Origin of the sequence: Paenibacillus sp. YIM B09110, from assembly GCF_037167145.1 — a bacterium.
In the GTDB taxonomy this organism is placed as follows: domain Bacteria; phylum Bacillota; class Bacilli; order Paenibacillales; family Paenibacillaceae; genus Pristimantibacillus.
Genome location: NZ_JBANSP010000001.1, coordinates 369,646 through 388,684 on the forward strand (window position 1 = coordinate 369,646; position 19,039 = coordinate 388,684).

Sequence of the window (19,039 nt, forward strand, 5' to 3'; positions counted from 1 at the left end):
TCGTTACCATCGGTCGCAACGTGACATAAACTATCATACTATCATTCCCAAAAAACATAAACTACCTGTTTTGACATCTACGGTCAATCCAGTCTATCATTTGAACAATTGTATGTTCCCCATCGATATCATTGTGCAGTTCATGATACCCGCCTTCGACCGGAAGCCAAGCGCATCGTTCCCCGAGCCGTGCCGCTAGCTCCTTGCTCGCTTGAAAGGACGTTATTCGATCCGCCGTACCGTGGATAATCAGCACAGGAACGTCAATCTCATCGATATGCTCGATCGCCCATTCCCCAGCCCGCTGTATTTCATTAAAAGTTCGAACTGTAATTTTCTTATGATATAGCTCGTCATTGACGATGGAGGCTGCATGCGGATTGCCGCTTCGATACAAGTCCCCAGTCTTCAACCCTGTTGACTGCTGCAGCGCCGGGACTATCGACGCCAATCTGCGAGCGAGCCACAACTTCACTTCCGGTGGTTGAAACGCCAGTCGCAGCCATGGGCTGGACAGAATAAGTCCTGTAAGCTTCGGATGAAGGCGAAGCGCGCAATTCAGCGCAATATTGCCGCCCATGCTATGCCCATATAAGAACAGAGGCAGCCCTGGATGCCGCGAGCCTGCGTCGGCGATCATAAGCCCTGCCTCGCTGATAGTCGCTTCAATCGACAGCATATGGCCCCGCTTGCCTGATGAATGTCCGTGGCCGAACTGATCCATGGCCACAACAGCGAAGCCATGGGACGTCAGCCTCTCGGCAACATGCGAGAAGCGCTCGCCGTGCTCCCCCATGCCGTGCAGCACGCAGACGACAGCCTTGACCTCAGTGTCATCGGCAGAATCCGGCAACCACTCCCTCACGTATAATTGTGCTTCACCTACACCTTTCAAACGCCTTTCCAATCGCAGCATCCGCATCGCCGCCCTTCTTAACTTTTCATTTGGCTTCATTATAACGCATACCTATGCGGTAAAGAATGATACAATGAAGAAATGATACGATCCGACGGATCAGACAGAAAGGCAGCGTGCAACATGTACGACATTATTATTATTGGCGGCGGCCCTTCCGGCTTAATGGCAGCAGCAGCCGCAGGCAGCGGGGGAGCAGACGTACTGCTCATCGACAAAGGAGACAAGCTGGGCAGGAAGCTTGGCATATCCGGCGGCGGCAGATGCAATGTGACAAATGCGAAGGAGCTTGATGAGCTTGTTAGACATATACCCGGCAATGGCCGTTTTCTATTCAGCGCCCTGAATACATTCAGCAATCGTGACATCGTCACGTTCTTCGAAGATATGGGAATCGCGCTTAAGGAAGAGGATAACGGAAGAATGTTTCCCGTTTCGGACAAAGCAAAAACGGTCGTTGATGCGCTCATTCGCAAGGTGAAGGAGCAGCGCGTTACGGTAAGAACGCTGTCACCCGTCAATGAGGTGCTTTATGGGGAGGGCGCTGTAAGCGGAGTTAGACTTGCAAGCGGTGAAACGATTAAAGCGAAGGCGGTCATTATTGCTACTGGAGGCAAATCTGTACCCCATACCGGCTCAACAGGCGACGGATATCCTTGGGCGAAGATAGCTGGGCATACGATTACGGAGTTATATCCCACTGAAGTGCCGCTTACATCATCCGAACCTTGGATTCGATCCAAGGAATTGCAAGGACTGTCGCTTCGCGGCGTCATCCTTACCGTATGGAGCCATAAGGGCAAACGTCTCGTCTCGCATGAAGGGGATATGATCTTTACTCACTTCGGATTATCGGGTCCGACCGCGCTTAGATGCAGTCAGTTCGTCGTGAAGGAATTGAAGCAGACGAAGGCAGCCGACCCGAGCAATGCTGCACGAGCAACCGTTTCCTTAACAATCGACCTTCTTCCGGGAAGCACCGAATCCGAGGTGTACGAAGAAACGCTTCGTATGGCGAAGCTCGAGCCCCGCAAAGCGATCCGTAACGTCCTGCGCGGCTACTTGCAAGAAAGGCTTCTCGAGTTTCTATTGGAGCGTTGCGGCATTTCCGGCGACATTACGTACGACAACATACCGAAGGAGCCTTGGCTTGCGCTCGCAGCGCAAATCAAAAGCTTCCCCGTAGCGATCAACGGCACGTTATCGCTAGAAGAAGCTTTCGTCACAGGCGGCGGCGTCCATTTGAAGGAGATTGATCCGCGCACGATGGAATCCAAGCTCATGCCTGGATTGTATTTTTGCGGAGAAGTACTAGATATACACGGTTATACGGGCGGCTATAATATTACAGCTGCCTTTACGACCGGCTACAATGCGGGCACGAACGCCGCGCTTAGCGTTGGAACGGATGACTTAAGCTAGATCCGCACATCGCCGGAGAAATGATCGTACGTTCCCGCATCCGGCAGAAACTCATCGTCATAATCAGCATCATCGTCACGGTTGCGGAGGAGATCAGCCTCCTCCTGCCCTCCGGCGGCGTAGGAATCCACCCAATCCTCATTAACAACATGTGCTGGAATGGTAACCGCATCAAGTGCATAAGCGCTGCTCGTTACTGCCCACTCCTCAATATGCGACTGCTCCACCAGCTTACCTCCATTCGCTTGCGCAATCTCCAAAGCCGAAGTTAAATCACTGCCTTCAATGTGAATATGTATACGATTATTATCATGTAATACGGGTGCATAACCAAGCTCCTCCAGCGTATCAGAGGCAAGCGCCGCGCTGCGCGCATCGCTGAATTCGAACAAAATAGCGGATTGATCGGTCAAATTCATCTTCCTTTCCTGCGTTTCCATTAGTATGCCTATTTGTACGGTAATCATGTTTCAATTGTTGTTTTTTGCTAAGGACATCAATATTTCAAATTTAACTATGTCTTTATGTTAGCTTTTATGACATAATTAGTTATGATTATGTTTGAAACATGTGAACTGATGGGAGGACGTTATCGATGAATCATTTATTTTATTTACTTTCGGATCCGATGCTTATCATTGAAATAAAGGAATCCCGCCTGTATATTCGCGATGTTAATCAAGCATTTACCGAGTTCTCGGGCTTTAAGAAATCCGATCTGCTCCACTTGGATCCTTCTTCGGCCATTTCGACCGCTAATACAGGCAGCTCCTTCTACGATGTTATTCATAGCCTCTCCGAGGATGAATGGTCATCGCCTTCGATAGAATGCGCTTTGGTTACCAAATCATCTACGCCAGCCCCGATTCGCTTATCCAGCCGCAAGCTTCAAAGCGACGGTCTTACCTTCTACGTCCTTATTTGCAAAGATCTTAGAGAAACGAAGTGGATTGACGATTATATCGTTCAGAACAAAATTATGATATCCACCATCGTTGATGACAAATATAACATCAAGACATTGAAGCATTATTATGCTCCCGTTCAAGAACCAGCCTCGTCGTATATCGGTACTTCCATCTACGACATGGTTCAAGAGCATGATCGCAGCAAAGCAAAGCGCGTATTCGAATACGCCAAAAACAATCGCACGGCCGAAAAAATCGATTTCCAGCTCAAGCTAGGCGACCGCAGCTACTCCACGAGCGCTCTCATTCAGCCTTTCTATAACGGCAACCGAGGCTTCAAGAACTTCGTCGTTATACTTATGAACATGCAGCTTAGCTCCCAAGAGGAGGATCCTTCCTACAAGCTGCGCATGCTGATGCTGAGCAAGAACATATCCGTCACCTCGCTGGCGCAGTCCACGCTTATATCGCTGACGACAATTTCCAAGATTCGCAATGGAAAAATAAAAAAACCCCAGAGGCTCACCGCCGAGCTGATCGCCGGCGAGCTTGGGGTTAGACCTGAGATGATATGGAGCAACTTCAAACGGTAACTACAGCTTGAATTGCTGAACGACCTGCTGCATTTGAACCGAAATATCGGCTAGATCTTGCGCCGCAGAGGATATATCCTCTGCGGATTTGTATTGCTCCTCGGCCGATTCGGCAACGGCACCGGCAATATCCGATGTCCTTCTCGCAATATCAGTCATGTGCATGATCGAGGAGGTTACTTCCTCCGAGCTTGCCGCAAGCTGCTGGGATGCGGCAGCAACCTCTTGAATTTTGCTAAGCACATTCATCGAAGCGTTCGAGATCTGCTCGAACGACTCTCCTGCTTCCTTCATGCTCGCAAGCCCTTCCTTCGTCTCATGCTCGCTCGCCCGCATCGCTTGAACCGTCACGGTTGTATCCTCCATGACCTTGCCAAGAAGCTCCGTTATACGTGTAACCGATTCAGCAGATTGCGTCGACAGCTTGCGTACCTCCTCGGCTACAACCGCAAAGCCTTTGCCATGCTCGCCTGCCCTTGCGGCTTCAATCGCTGCATTCAAGGCGAGCAGATTCGTCTGCTTCGAGATGCTGCCGATCAGATCAGAGACGACTCCGATGCTGCGCGTATGAGACTCAAGCCGATGGACCTGCTCCGCCGCTTGACGAACGGTCTCGTCGATCGACGTCATTTTGTAGACGACATTTTGAACTGTTCGACTGCCTTCCTTCGCTTGTTCCGTCGCAGCTGCCGACATCTCCGATACGTATGAGCTTGATTCCGCAATCCGCGATACCGAGGCGGCCACCTCTTCGCTTGCCCGGCTAATTTCCTCGAACCGATGCATCTGCTGCTCTGAGCCTGCAGCAACTTCCTTGAAGCTGTCTGCGGCCGCTTTGGAGGAGGACCGGTTATTGCCCGATACGGCCATTAGAGCATCCGATGAGCCTGTAATATTCAGCGAAGCGTGCTGGACCGCATTCATCGAAGCGCGCAACGCACTCAGCATCGTATCCGCAGCCTGCACCATCTGTCCAACTTCATCACGATTACGAACCGTAGGCACTTTCACTTGCAGATTGCCTTTTGCCACTTCTGCCAGCACCAAAGCCGTCTTCTGAATAGGAGAAGAAATTGCCCTTCTTATGTACAGAATGAACATTACTATGACAACGCCGGCAATCACAAGTCCAATCAAGATCGACATGTTGCTGCTGTCGTACGTCTCCTTGCTAATCTGCTTCGCCGCTTCTGCGCCTTCATTATTTGTGCGAATCAGCGTATTCGTATACGTCATCATCGTATTAAACGATTGATCCGACTCGGCCAGCGCCGCTTCAATCTTCACCTCGTTGTCCCACTTGGCTGCTTCAAGCATTACCTTACGGTAAATCGCGATATACGATTTCCATTCACCGTCGAGCGATCGGAACATACTCTCGTCCTCGCCCTCCGACTTGTTCGTGCTGTAATCCTTCATCAGTTTGTCGATCTCCACTATCGCGGCATCGCCTTCAGCCAGAAGCATTTCCTTCTTAATCGCTATGCTTGTGCGCGCCACCTGCATCTGCAGCGTATAAATATGCTCCATCATATAATTGATCTGATGAATCGTGTCGATATTGGCAAGCCATGTATCGGTAATATGCGCCGTTTGGCTATTCATCTCCTTCGTCATTTTGAATACCAGGACACCGTTAGCCATCAATATAATAAAAATAGTCAAGAATGAAATCGTTAGCTTTCGGCTCACCGTCATACTTAGATTGAACTTGAAGCTCTTCACTTTCATTTTCACTTTCATATTGAGCACCCCTTAGATGAATGTCGCTCCAATTCCACAATCCTTTATGTCAGTATATCTCACATAGCGATGAGACCAAAGACGTATACAGGTTATGAAATGGGGACTAGAGGCATAGTTTCCTTGTCCGTATATCGATTTCTCAATCCTTACGGATAAAAGTTTAAAATATTAAATCAAATGACCCTTTCTCAGCATTTGTCGAAAAATAGCACAAAAAGAAGCAGCAGCCGAGACGTTCTCGACTGCTGCCCTATCTTCTACCTATTTTGTTATTTCGTACGGTAAGGCGCCAATGCCTCGTTCAAGCTGCGCGTCTGAGCGTACACCTGTTGGTACACCTTGAAGATGCCTTCATAGGTTTGGACCGCTTCGGGCTGCGGCTCGTAACGATCCGCGTGCTTCACGAACTTGTCGGCACAGGCCTCCAAGCTTTCAAACCAACCAGATCCGAATGCAGCGAGCATAGCCGCTCCAAGTCCCGGACCTTGCTCGTTCTCAAGCGCTACGACTGTCGCTCCGAATATATCGGCTTGCATTTGCAGCCATACCGGATTTTGCGCGCCGCCGCCGATCGAGACGATCGTATCAACCGTTTTGCCGGCTTTGCGGAACATGTCGACAGACTCGTTAAGCGAGAACGTAATGCCTTCCATAACCGCACGGGCAAAATGCTTCCGCTCATGCGCACCGTCAACGCCAACGAAGCTGGCGCGAATGACGGCGTCCGCATGAGGCGTCCGCTCGCCGACGAGGTACGGCGTGAAGAGCAGGCCGCCTGCGCCAGGCTGAACGTCGCCTACGCCTTCAAGGAACTGATCGAATGATTCGTTCGGCGCGAATGTTTTCTTGAACCAGCTCAGGCTGTATCCTGCTGCTAGCGTAACGCCCATCGCGTAGAAGGCGTCTTGCTTGCCGTGGTTGAAGAAATGCACCTTGCCTGCGAAGTCTTTCGATTTGTCGTTTTCATAGGAAAGAATAACGCCGGACGTACCGATACTGCAAAGCGTAAGCCCTTCGGACAGGATACCTGACCCGATTGCTCCGCAAGCATTGTCTGCGCCGCCTGCGAATACTTTCGTTGCCTCGGCGAGACCCGTTGCAGCTGCAACCTGCGGTAGAAGCGTACCTACGAGGCCATGCGACTCAACAAGCGCCGGGCAGAAGCTTGCAGGCAGATTGAATGCGTCCAGAACATCAAGACTCCATTCCTTGCCGGCAACATCGAGCAGTAGCGTACCCGCCGCGTCGGAATAATCCATATGAAGCTCGCCCGTCAACCGATAGCGTACATAATCCTTCGGCAGCAAGAACAACTTCGCTTGCTCGAAGGCTTGCGGCTCGTATTGACGAACCCATAGAATCTTCGGCAGCGTGAAGCCTTCAAGCGCCGGGTTGCGCGTAATGCTGAGCAGCTTGTCGCCAAGCGTGCGCTCGATTTCACGGCATTGCTCCGTCGTGCGCGTATCGTTCCACAATATCGCATTGCGAACCGGATTGCCTTCGCCGTCCAGCAGCACGAGGCCGTGCATTTGTCCGGAGAAGCTGATGCCTTCGATTTGTGTTGCATCGATGCTGGAGGAGAAGGCGAGCTCGCGCAGCGCCTCAATCGTAGCATCCACCCAGTCATCCGGCTTTTGTTCGCTCCAGCCGGAATGTTCATGGAACAGCGGGTAGCTGCGGGATGCTTCCGCTGCCACCGTGCCGTTCTTGTCGACGAGCAGCGCTTTAACTGCGCTCGTCCCTAGATCTATACCGATAACATAGCTCATTCGTAAGAGAACCTCCCCAGCTTATACGCTGAAAATAACTTCGCTAAGCATGAGGCGGATGCGCTCTTGGCGTCCGGACTCGTTTTTGATCGGGTTGTTTTGAAGCGCGTATTGCTCAAGCGATGCAAGCGTCGCTTTGCCGGATACGATCTCCGCGCCGATACCTTCTTTGAAGCTGCGGTAACGGTTGTCTACGATGTTGTCGAGAATTTTCTCGTCGATCAGTTTTGCAGCAGCTTTCAAGCCCCAAGCGAAGCTGTCCATACCTGCGATGTGCGCCAAGAACAGATCTTCTGCTTCGAACGAACCGCGACGTACTTTCGCGTCGAAGTTAACGCCGCCACGGCCGATACCGCCGGCTTTAAGCACTTCGAACATGGTAAGCGTCGTGGAGTACAGATCGGTCGGGAACTCATCCGTATCCCAGCCAAGCAGCAAGTCGCCTTGGTTCGCGTCAAGCGATCCAAGCATGCCGTTGATTGCAGCTGTGCGGATTTCATGCTCGAACGTGTGTCCTGCAAGCGTTGCATGGTTAGCTTCAAGGTTCAGCTTGAAGTGATCTTTCAAGCCGTATTTTTGCAAGAATGCAATCGTTGTAGCCGCGTCGAAGTCGTATTGGTGCTTCGTTGGCTCTTTTGGCTTAGGCTCAATCAGGAATTGCGCATCGAAGCCGATTTCTTTCGCATAAGCGATAGCCATATGGTACAAGCGAGCAAGGTTGTCAAGCTCGAAGCCCATGTCCGTGTTAAGAAGCGTCTCGTAACCTTCGCGGCCGCCCCAGAATACATAGTTTTCTGCGCCTAGCTCTTTGCCGACTTCAAGACCTTTTTTCAATTGAGCGCCAGCGTATGCGTATACGTCAGCGTTGCAAGTTGTGCCTGCGCCGTGTACGAAGCGAGGGTTCGAGAACATGTTAACCGTGTTCCAAAGCAGCTTTTTGCCGGAAGCTTTCATGCTGTCCTTCAGCAAAGCTACGATAACGTCAAGGTTTTTGTTCGTTTCTTGCAGTGTAGCGCCCTCAGGAGCGATGTCTACGTCATGGAACGCGTAGAAAGGAATGTTCAATTTATTCATGAATTCGAAGTTAGCTTCTACGCGAGCTTTGGAACGGTCAAGACCGTTGTATTGATCCCAGCCGCGAACCATTGTTGCGTTACCGAACGGATCTGAGCCGTTAGCGTTGAATGTATGCCAGTAAGCAACCGCGAAGCGCAGGTGCTCTTCCATTGTTTTACCGAGAATGACTTGCTTTGGATCGTAGTGTTTAAATGCTAGCGGATTGTCCGAACCTTTACCTTCAAACTGGATTGTGTCGATGCCTTTGAAATAAGTCATTGAGAACAAAATCCTCCTTCACGAAATTCGATAATTTTTTTTGAAAACGTTCTATTCACAGAATAACACGCCTTAACTTAGTTTGTCTATTAAACAAACTAAGTTTTTATGTTAAACTGATTAAAACTTTGCTTACTCTCATTTTCACCCTATTCAGTATGCGATTCAGCCAAGCTGTATATTCGATTTTTCATCACACATGATACAATAGAAGTTATTGTCAAGCGGACGGAGGCTTACTTGATTGAAACAGAAACCAACCGGAGACTTAGCGCTAATCAAAAAAATGAATACATCAATCGTACTCGAAGCCGTAATCAAGCACGCACCGCTGTCTCGGGCTCAAATATCGGAGCTGACTGGACTTAACAAGGCAACCGTGTCCAGTCTTGTTCAAGACTTGATTGACAGCAATCTGGTGCTCGAGATCGGTCCGGGCGAATCAAGCGGCGGTCGCAAGCCGGTCATGCTGCTGTTCAACGGTACAGCCGGCTATGCGGTCGGCATCGACCTTGGCGTCAACTATATTCGAGGCGTTCTCTCCGACTTGGAGGGAAATGTCGTCTCGGAGCTGCAACGGCGTATGAAGCGCCAAGATCCCGACTTCGCACTGGAACAACTTGCGAGCTGTATCGAGGAACTCATGGGGAAGGCACCGGAGAGCGCCTACGGTATTGTTGGCATCGGTGTAGGCGTACCGGGAATTGTCGACGATCATGGCAGCATTTTGTTTGCTCCGAACTTGAAGTGGCGGCAAGTCGAGCTGCAGCGCTTGCTAGAGGAGCGCTTCGAACTGCCCGTTACGATAGACAATGAGGCGAATGCCGGCGCGCAGGGCGAGCAGAAATACGGCGCGGGCCGCGGTATCCGCAATCAGATTTATGTCAGCGTGGGCATCGGTATCGGTACGGGCATTATTTTGAACAAGGAGCTTTATAAAGGAGCTTCAGGTTTCTCGGGAGAGCTTGGCCACCTATCGATTGAATACAACGGCAAGCCATGCAGCTGCGGCAATCAAGGCTGCTGGGAGCTGTACGCATCGGAGAATGCGCTATTGGAACGGGCTGCATCGCTCGGCTTCGACAGCTTGGAGGATCTGCTTGCCTCCGCAGAGGAAGGGAACGAGCAGGTGCGCGAGCTTATCAGCTCGATCGGGGATTATTTAGGGGCAGGAATCGCGAACATCGTCAATGTCTTTAATCCCGATGTCGTCATTATCGGCAATCGGATGAGCCGGGCGAAGACTTGGCTGGAGCAGTCGGTCCAAGCTGCCGTAGACCGCAGAACGCTCTCCTACCACCGCGAACGGCTGCTTATTTTGTTCGCGGAGCTGCAGGACCAATCGGCGGTTCGCGGTGCTGCTTATTACGCGATCAGCAAGTTTTTCACGAAGATTAAAAGTTAAATGGCATGAGTGGAATTTGTCCAATCAAAACAGCTCGTTTGGCTTCTAAGGCTGTTTTGATTGGAAATCCTCCAACCAAATTATCCCATATTGACCATTTTCGCCAATTGCCTCGCTTTAGGCTGTATGAAATCCAATCAAACTGCAAGTTTTGAGCCATTTAGCTCTTTTGGTTGGATGAATTCCAATCAAAAGCTGCGCAAACAACGATAAGGCCCGCTGCGTTGCCGCTGCGAGCCTTATTTAAATTAAATTTAGAGCTACTGAACTCGGTGAACGCCTACTATTTTGATCGTGTCTCCTTCAATAATGACGGTAACCGTGATTGATTTGGTTGTGCCATTGTTGTAGGAAGCGGTAAAGGTGAAGGTCAACGGCCCATCATCAAGCTGCGCAAACTCCTCCTTCCACAGCTCGCCGCCCCAACTAGTCCCGCTTCCGTTCGTTTTAGCCAAAGTGAGCACAGTTTCGCCCATCTTCACTTCAACACGATCCGCCTTTGTAGCCGTTCCGGTCACCGTGGTCACGGACTCCAGTAGGAACTTCTCTCCCGCCCAAAATAAGTTATATCCGCGAGGCGACTCTGGTTCGCCACTCTTCTTCTCATTAAATTTGCGGCGATGCTCGTTCCATAGATCCGTATGCTTTACTAAGCCGCTCACCGTTAACGGAAGCACGGTTACTGTTTTGACTGTCACAACCGGCGGCGCTTTGCCGTCGCTTACTGTCATCGTTACCGTCCACGAGCCTGGATCGACCATTCGGATTAATGGCGCAGTAGCGGGATATGGAGAGGTTAGCGTATAACTGTAGTTGGTTTTTGTCCCTCTAGGACTAACTAACTCGTACGATACTGCCAACGAATCACCGTCTGCATCTGCAATAATCGACTTGAATTGTACCGTATCGCCTTCGTAGACAGGCTTCGGAAGCCAATCGAAATCCGCAGTCGGCGGTCGGTTATTGACGACCTGAACCGTCTTCATGACCGTCTCCACATTGCCGTTCGGTGTTGTGGAGCGCCATTCGAACGTATACGAACCGCTTGGCATCGTGCCGACTGTAAGGCTTCCCGACCAGTTTTTCTGGCCATATCCAAGTGTGCTCGTAGTGAAAGGCGACAGCGTGACGGTTTTCTGGTATGAAGTTCCTTTGAACGCGATTACCGTTGTAGCTGTCGGATACTTGGTCGTTGACGCCAGTAGCTGATACGTATCCTTAACGACAAGCGTGCTGACATCGTTCGCAGCCGGTTCTCCAGTAACAGCATCTAAACGCCCGGTTAAATCAATCGGCGTCCATACTCTGACGCTGTACGTATGGGCTGCCGTCGAGCCCGCTACAGAACCGTTGGCGCGAATGACGAAGGAATAGTTTCCATCCGGCATCGTTGCAGGTATCGTGAAGCTCTCATTGGCCCAGCTAATATCGTTAGCCAACTTCGTCCCCGTGTAATAAGCGACATTACGCGAGAGTTGCGTACCCATAGACATGGCCAGCGATATGGAGTACGGATATCGCGTCCAAAGATCATAAGCAACAAGGCCTTCGCTAGCGGGAATACTTGCTAGCGAGAAGCCGCTGTATGCGGTTTTAAGCTTGCTTTTGAATTGGACGGGAACCGTGCTCGGCAGTACGAATGTCCTCTGAATCGGATCACACCATACACCTTCGATGTCTTGCGCTACATAATCCAATACATAGGTGCCTGGCAGCAATTCATTAGGTATCTTAGTAAATACCTCTCCTGTTTCTTGATTCGCGAACCTGATCGTGCGGTCTTGAATCCCCCTGTCGGAAGCCGCTCTTGTCACGTTATGATCCAGATCATAGCTCATATCGATCCATATAGTACGATATGTATTCGATGCCGAGAGATAATCGAAGTCCAGCGTCACTTCGGCGATCGGCTTGCGATGGACGTACACCTCGATTGCGCTTTCGTTCGAATTGTAAGCATAACCGGAAAAGTTCGGGTCAGTAGTCGGCAAATCTTTGATTTTACGATAAAAGACGTACTTGCCGGGTTTTTGGAATGTCACTTGCGATTGATATAATCTCCAATTGCTCCCCAGCTTCGCCGATATTAACGATTGCCCCGCGAATGAATCATATCCCATCGCATTATCGTAATAATTCGGATCTTGTGTAATCTGCAGCAGATCGGTATCGGCAGGCGTGGGATCATCTTCGTAATCAAATGTCGCGGTCACCGTCTCGATCGGCTCTCCAAGCAGCTTCAGCACCTTCGGTATTTGCGGATTATGGTCTGCTATATAGGCAATGACGTCCTCGATTATTTGGTCGATCGGCTTATTATGGAGAATGTGCTTCTCATGCGGGATCTGTGCCGCTATATCATTGTTGCCGACAAGGATTAACTTTGCATTCTGCTTACTCATTACGTATTGCAGATCGGATTGCTCAGATACTTTGCCATCGGAAATATAGATTACATACTTAGACGGCACTGCCCGAAGGAAGGAAGCATCATAAGGCTGTCTTATATCTTTGTACACCGTTCCTGAATAGAAACCCGTGTAGCTGTTATATTCGACCATCTTCGGCTCCCATACTTCGTGAGACCAATAAAGCGTACCGGAATAATTAGCCTCCCAGTCGCGAGAGCAAGATCCGCTTATTGTTCCTGCGCAGCTTGGCCCTTGCGGGTTTGCTGATGTCTTGTAAACCGTACCGGAGTAATTGCCAGAAGAGATGACGTAGGATCCGTTACATGTACTTGTGTCGGATTGGCTTACTACCTGCCCAGCATCGTCAAAAGTGGTAGTAACAGTATTCCTGCAGATGTATGTTCCTGTTGTAGAGTCCACGACCGTTACGTATTTCCCATCATCTTGCGTATACGGATTATTGGATACCGATGTTCGAGACAGAGTGCCGGAATAGCCTCCGCTTGTCGTATAGCTAAGCGTTGTTGGCGGATAGGCCGTACCCGTCGCTTTTGACGTACTGGCTGGTTGATTGTAGGTGTAGGTCTTCATATCCCATATGCCAATATTGCTCATCATATTGCTAAGCGTAAAAGCATTCGTGATCGCTACCTTTTGGTTTTTCACATAGTCCGTTGATGCTTGCGCCAGGTTCTTGTCGAGAAGAAAAAAGATGTCCATATCGGGCTTCTCGGTCGGAACATCGATATACAAGTCGGATGCCGGAGCGTAGTTGTCGATGAAAAAATGGGTCCTCGACGTATTGGCTTTATCGTCCGCCGCTGTAATAAATTCCGTTAGCCGTTCCTCATTCGTTCCTTCTTTCGTTTCCACGACTATTTCGTATTGTCCAAGCTTATCGAGTTTTGGAAGCTCCGCAACCTCTCCCGTACTCTCGAACACCTTCGTATCGAAGACACCTTGGTTCTTCGAGTCGTAGAACACTTGCAGCTTCTTCTCTGCGATGTAATCGCCATCGGTGCTCTCAACTTCATAATTGAGCTGCAGCTGCTCCAAACGGCTGATTTGGTCGCCATAAGCATGTGCGATAATGGCTGGCTTATGATCTTCGAGTATCTCGTAATCGACGATATATGGATCACTGTTGCGCGTATAGGTTTTGCCATTGTGAACAATGACGCGTTTGGCCGCTATACTGAGTTGGTAATTACCGATCGATTTGTACATGTACATCTTTTCGCTAAGATTATTCTCGCAATAGCCTGTCCGACATTTCAGATTAGGGTCTGAGGCGTCAACAAAACTAAAAGATGTGATGGTAAGCGGCGCTTGCTTCTCTGTCCATTGGTCGTTACTTTCCTTCGATCGGTCAAAAGCTTGCATCGTCCTGTTTTCTTTGAACAGCCCCTCAAGCGCTATGGAAACACGGGGCTTCGTCTCGTGCACAACTACATGGCGGCTAAAGATGGATTCCGTTCCATCGGGTGCTGTGAACGTTATATCCACCTTCACCAAACCAATCTGCTCCTCGCCAAACACATATTCACCTCGAAAAAACGCTTTAGAATCCACCTCTGCACCCGCGACAAATACCCGTTTGGTGAAGTCGGCATACTTTGCAGCTTCATCGCACGGTTTATGAGGAATATAATCAGGTTCCTTCTCTGTTACAGGCATTGGCACAACATCGTACCAATCAAAGGCAAATTCCACATTCGGCATTATATATTGAGGTGGATCTGGACCGGTATCGGTCTCAGGCGACATTGCAGGACATCCAATTATTATTGGGTTTGAAGCAGGTAACTGACTAACATTAATATTTTTCACCGCAAAAGAGCTGTTGTTAACGGTTTGATCCTTATCGATAATCGTCTGTGTAATTTGAAACGATCGATAGACTGGAGCTTCATCTACCACTTCGTTCGGAAACTTCGCAGCAATGAAATCGTACAAAAACTTTGTCACGGCTGTTTGATCCAAGTAACCTGAATTCGGCGACTTCACTTCCGGGATCGCAGGATTGAATGTCCTTGTCACTTTCGTGCCGTCTTCAATATTCTTAACCTCAAACGTATAGTAATCCACATCCTTACCGTAAGACATATCTTTGTACATGATCTGAGATTGCAGGAAAGCGGATTTATTGACGAACTGGATTTGCGGCGCAACACTAAAATCTGAAAGCATCGGTCCGGTCGTTGGCTTGAACTTTAAATTGAAGTGACAGCCCTTCTCCGCGCTAGACGGATTTGCCGATGTATGATTATTGTAGTAGACCGCAGCTTTGGCGTTAAGTTCTTTATCGTTATTTGTACCGTACACCCACTCGTCCGGATTTGTCTTTATAAGCTTGTCCGTATCGATGGTCATCGTTACGATCCCGCTGGCCGCGTTATCCTTCGTAACGACTCCACTATTTTTATTCGATGAGGATAGCTTAAGCTCTTGGCCGTTCTGATCCATCACTGATAAATGCCAAAATGCGATGTCCTTCCGCGTATAGTAGATCGTTTCGTACTGAAGGTCCCCAATTTTCGTCGTGTCATCAAGCGTCCCGGTGATTTTCACCTGTACCTTCACCGTTCTCTCTTTCCCAAGCGGGATAGGCTCGCCGTTTAGCGATTCTACCTTGCAGGCTGCTGCTGAGGGCAGTTTTTCTAGCGGGTCAAGCTTTTCCATCGGAAACGATTGATACCATACCGAATCCGTATCCCAGCTAAAATGGAACAACCTCCCAACCCCTGCTTCCCTAGTCGTCGGGTTTTGTTCGATGGCGAAGTAGTTGCGCGGGTCGTTGTTGCTTTCATTCCTAGGCAAGACTTCATATCGATTGGAGTAAGACACACCTTTATAAATCTGGAAGTCGATTGAGCGATTTATATTGTTTCTAATTTGTAAAAATTTATCTAACATTACACTTTCAAGTTGTCCAAGTTGCTTATTCCTATAGACATATCCTGGACTTTCGGGTTTGTACTTATAGCTTAATGGCAAGTTTTCCCATGGTTGATAAATCCAATGTTTATCTACAAGTTTCGTGCTCGTTGAATCATCACGTACTAGCCAGTTGTTGGAGTAAAGTGAACCGTCTTGCGTATAACCTAAGAAACGGTATTCCCCCCAAGCCATATTCCCTGTATCTGCATCTTCACCGTAAAAATGACCTTCATTTTTTCTTACCGTACTGTAATCCCCTGGTTGCCACCCTTTTGAAAAAGACTGTGCATTTGATGGAACAGATTTTGGATTCCCGTAAATAATAAACTTCATTTGTCCAGTATTACTTACAGGGGTAGATCCATTAGACGCACTATACACAGCCCATGATTGATGATAAAACTTTGAGTTGAACTTAAAATTATTACTATTACATGGAGAAATTTCTACTGGAATTGGTCCGTCAACATCTGGATTTGGATTATATTTGCATGTGTTTTTTTGACCATTCAAATACTCAGGTATCGGAGTAGTAGCTGCTTCAACGTGATCCGGAATAATTATTACAGTGCTATATGATGCTATCAAGCACAATATGATTACGAGTGAAACCATTCTTTTTCGTTTTTTCAATAGAATACCTACTTTCAAGTGTTAGTATTTCATGGCGAGTGTAAAAATCTCACCTTCTGCGTATAATGAAAACTTCCTATTATTGAATATGAATTCAACTGGCTTAGTACCTACGGTCTTCTCAATTGAAATAATTTTAGCTTTTAATTCAGTACCTTTATCGTTACCGGTAAACAAATTTAATAAAGAATCAAAATACGAAGCTGCATACGGCATCTTTTTATTAATCGGATACACCAACATTAATAATCTTGTCGTACTGGCCCCTACACCAACAGATAGATCGACTGGAGCTAATTTTTCGTAATCACCCAAGCGAAATAAGAAATCATTTTTATCCGCGGTCTCTTTACTATCAAGCACCGCAAAGCCTAGCCCATCTTGACTGATGTATCCATTCGTAACGTGCTTTTTAGCAAGCTCAGCCATGCTGTTATACATGTCGTATTTGAATTTGTCGCTTATGAGGTAGATGTTCCCTTGAACCTCTGCGTAATATTGTCCAGTAAGATCTGGTTGGTATGGTGTACGAAGTGTTTTATCACATAATCGTTGTACCAACGTAAGTGCTTCGGCACGAGTTACGAAGCGATGAGGATAGAAATTCTCATTCGGATAACCAGTCATGATCCCAGCTAACAGTACATGAGCACGATAGTTTTTGACCGATGTATTCGTAAACGTATTAAAGTCTTTTAGTCCGCTGTGAGTAGTAACAAAATCTGCGTAATAAGGATCGAGCGTATTATCGTATTGTGTATACCATTCACCAAGAAGGTAGGATGCTTGTTCACGTTTTATTTGTTTTTTATACACATCGTAGTTCTTCGGGAAAATCTCATCAAAAGTTGGCAAGTAATCTACCTCATAAAGCAAATCAATAAACGGCTTAGCCCAGTACCCTGATTTTGCTGGTTTAAAGTCAAAACCATTTCGTACAAGTAAACCAAGCTTCATCGCTGTATCCGGTCTCTTGTCAGCCAACTCCATAATCCAATCTTCATCAAATTCCGTTTTCCCGTCTGTCGTTTTGGAAAACGCCTTAAGCATCATGGCCACGAACTGATCCGCTTTCACCACGTCATTCGGACGGAATGTGCCGTCAGGGAAGCCTTCGATTAAACCGCTATTATAGGCGCTTATAATATTATCCTTGGCCCAATGCTTCTCAATATCCTTAAACGGGAGTTTCGTTTCAGCGGCCTCGACTTTCGGCGCAGAATCTGCTCCAATGAATCCAGCGCCGATAATAAGCGATAGCGCAATTACGAGATTAACCATTTTTCTAAACATTCCGATTCCCCCTTATTCATTCAAAAAATCAACAAGTCGAGACAATATCGATACCGCTTCTGCTCTTGTCACTTGGTTCTCCGGCTTAAACGAACGATCCGGATAACCGTTAAAAATGCTATAATTGCTGACTAGTCCAATCGCTTTCTGATAATCCACCGAAAGCCGCTGTATATCAGTGAAGCTTGACAGCTTGTCTTCTTTCTTGACCATTCGCATAACGTTCGCTACTAGCAGCGCTACATCTTTTCGTTTAAATGACCCGGCGAAGTCGATATCCTTCCAACTAGCTACTATACCGAGATCATTAGCAGCTGCTATATAAGGTTTCGCCCAATGTTCAGAACCAACACTTATGAATTTATACTGGCTAATTCCAAGCTCGGTACTTAGGTCTTGATCCGTAACTCGCCAGCGGAACGACTTCAACCATTGCCGTTGCCCGTTCGGCATCTCTTCCGTTAGCGATAGCACCAGCATTTTCAAGATCGCTTCACCCGTAACCGGATCATTCGGGCCAAATAAACCGTTGCCGTACCCCGATACGATTCCTTTCTCAACGAAAGTCTCTATCGCTGCCCGAGCCCAATGGTTCGAAGTATCGGAGAACAGCGGCAAATCAATCACGAGGTTGTAATACGACATCTTTGGCGCTTGTATCGTAAACACATATTTCCCTTTCGGAGCAGACTTTACGGCATAGACGTTGAACCAGCTTGCCTTGCCGGTAGCATCCGTTTTTTTCGTACTCTTCGCACTCCCTATCGCTTTGCCATTCGGCATCGTCATAATCGATGCAAAGCTTCCAGTGTCCCCTACAAGCGCAAATGATATATAAGCTGCATCTTCACGCAGCTCGTACGTTTTTGTAATAACAACTTCCTCCGCTGCTGCACCCGTACCCCCGCTATAATGGAGCACATTACCTGCAAAAATAAACGCTAGCAACATCCTCAACAGAGGAACTTTATACCATTTCTTCCTCATCACAACTAACTCCTCCCCGCCCAATAGCTTATGATTGTAAATTAATTGCTTTTTCGACATAGCCCAACCGCAAACAACCACAAAAAAAAGCACGCTTCTCCCTCATCCGAGGGAATAAGCGTGCTTCGCTATTCTTCGTCCATATAATTGCTTTATCTACACCGATATTACTTCACTTGGAATTGTCTGTCAATATAAATACACTGCTAACAGCTGCATCCGTAGAGAGGCCTCGATTAGGTCCCTTCCACTTGCTTGTGGTAGCCTCTTTCTCCGTACGGCTGGAGCTCTCCTATCCACTTCTCCTTTAACCGGTCAATCTCTCGCTTGTAACTGCGGACAACATTGCCTGCATCCGCTCCCTCGGCCAAGAATACGTCTTTGTAATCGTAACGAACCTCATGATCGAATTTGATGGTCTCAAGGATGAGGAAAGAGAACTTCTCCGCACCGAACTGCTTCCACTCACGCTGGAGCTCCTTATTCATATGCGATCCAAGATCGAGGATAAACGTTTCCTTATTCCAAAGACCTTCCAAATTCGTCGATCCTCCGATGAAGAGTTTTCCGTTATCCTCGTTTTTGATCTGGTATATACCCATCTTGCGCTCCCGCTCCTGGTACTCCGATACGAGCTGCTTGCGCTTTTCTTTATTTCGTTCCATGCTATCTCTTCCCCTT

The 19,039-nt window shown here is 48.1% G+C and carries 12 protein-coding genes; 3 read left to right on the forward strand and 9 right to left on the reverse strand.

Going from position 1 to position 19,039, the window contains the following annotated elements:
• Window positions 1–61: 61 nt before the first annotated feature.
• A complete protein-coding gene (locus V8F51_RS01650) occupies window positions 62–907 on the reverse strand; it encodes an alpha/beta hydrolase (protein WP_337098289.1) in 846 nt (281 codons plus the stop codon).
• Window positions 908–1,039: 132 nt separating this feature from the next.
• Between V8F51_RS01650 and V8F51_RS01655 the strand changes: the two genes are divergently transcribed.
• Window positions 1,040–2,338 carry an NAD(P)/FAD-dependent oxidoreductase gene (locus tag V8F51_RS01655; RefSeq protein ID WP_337098290.1) on the forward strand — a complete coding sequence of 433 codons (1,299 nt, stop codon included), beginning with the start codon at window positions 1,040–1,042 and terminating at the stop codon, window positions 2,336–2,338.
• Here V8F51_RS01655 and V8F51_RS01660 read toward each other — a convergent pair.
• Entirely contained in the window at window positions 2,335–2,757 is a 423-nt protein-coding gene (locus V8F51_RS01660; RefSeq protein WP_337098291.1) for a hypothetical protein, read from the reverse strand. The two genes, V8F51_RS01655 and V8F51_RS01660, sit on opposite strands and share 4 nt — an antisense overlap.
• A 176-nt stretch (window positions 2,758–2,933) precedes the next feature.
• Here V8F51_RS01660 and V8F51_RS01665 point away from each other — a divergent pair, with 176 nt between their 5' ends.
• Window positions 2,934–3,839 carry a helix-turn-helix domain-containing protein gene (locus V8F51_RS01665; RefSeq protein ID WP_337098292.1) on the forward strand — a complete coding sequence of 302 codons (906 nt, stop codon included), beginning with the start codon at window positions 2,934–2,936 and terminating at the stop codon, window positions 3,837–3,839.
• Here V8F51_RS01665 and V8F51_RS01670 read toward each other — a convergent pair whose 3' ends face one another.
• The 3 genes from V8F51_RS01670 to xylA form a co-directional block, all read right to left on the reverse strand.
• Entirely contained in the window at window positions 3,840–5,582 is a 1,743-nt protein-coding gene (locus V8F51_RS01670) for a methyl-accepting chemotaxis protein (protein WP_337098293.1), read from the reverse strand.
• 272 nt (window positions 5,583–5,854) lie between these two features.
• Window positions 5,855–7,354, reverse strand: a complete 1,500-nt coding sequence (gene xylB, locus V8F51_RS01675) for a xylulokinase (RefSeq protein ID WP_337098294.1) — start codon at window positions 7,352–7,354, stop codon at window positions 5,855–5,857.
• 21 nt (window positions 7,355–7,375) lie between these two features.
• Window positions 7,376–8,689, reverse strand: coding sequence for a xylose isomerase (gene xylA, locus V8F51_RS01680; protein ID WP_337098295.1), 1,314 nt, complete (start codon window positions 8,687–8,689; stop codon window positions 7,376–7,378).
• Between the two features lie 244 nt (window positions 8,690–8,933).
• Between xylA and V8F51_RS01685 the strand changes: the two genes are divergently transcribed.
• Window positions 8,934–10,094, forward strand: coding sequence for an ROK family transcriptional regulator (locus V8F51_RS01685; RefSeq protein ID WP_442956387.1), 1,161 nt, complete (start codon window positions 8,934–8,936; stop codon window positions 10,092–10,094).
• A gap of 260 nt (window positions 10,095–10,354) precedes the next feature.
• Here the strand turns inward: V8F51_RS01685 and V8F51_RS01690 are convergent, their stop codons facing one another.
• The 4 genes from V8F51_RS01690 to V8F51_RS01705 form a co-directional block, all read right to left on the reverse strand.
• Window positions 10,355–16,060: an Athe_2463 domain-containing protein gene (locus V8F51_RS01690; protein ID WP_442956391.1), complete on the reverse strand. Its 5,706-nt coding sequence runs from the start codon at window positions 16,058–16,060 to the stop codon at window positions 10,355–10,357.
• 39 nt (window positions 16,061–16,099) lie between these two features.
• Window positions 16,100–17,371, reverse strand: coding sequence for an S-layer homology domain-containing protein (locus tag V8F51_RS01695; RefSeq protein ID WP_337098297.1), 1,272 nt, complete (start codon window positions 17,369–17,371; stop codon window positions 16,100–16,102).
• Between the two features lie 12 nt (window positions 17,372–17,383).
• Window positions 17,384–18,358 (reverse strand): S-layer homology domain-containing protein, encoded by a 975-nt coding sequence (locus tag V8F51_RS01700; protein WP_337098298.1) that lies wholly within the window; start codon window positions 18,356–18,358, stop codon window positions 17,384–17,386.
• A gap of 236 nt (window positions 18,359–18,594) precedes the next feature.
• Window positions 18,595–19,023 carry a GIY-YIG nuclease family protein gene (locus V8F51_RS01705; RefSeq protein ID WP_337098299.1) on the reverse strand — a complete coding sequence of 143 codons (429 nt, stop codon included), beginning with the start codon at window positions 19,021–19,023 and terminating at the stop codon, window positions 18,595–18,597.
• Between the last annotated feature and the right edge of the window lie 16 nt (window positions 19,024–19,039).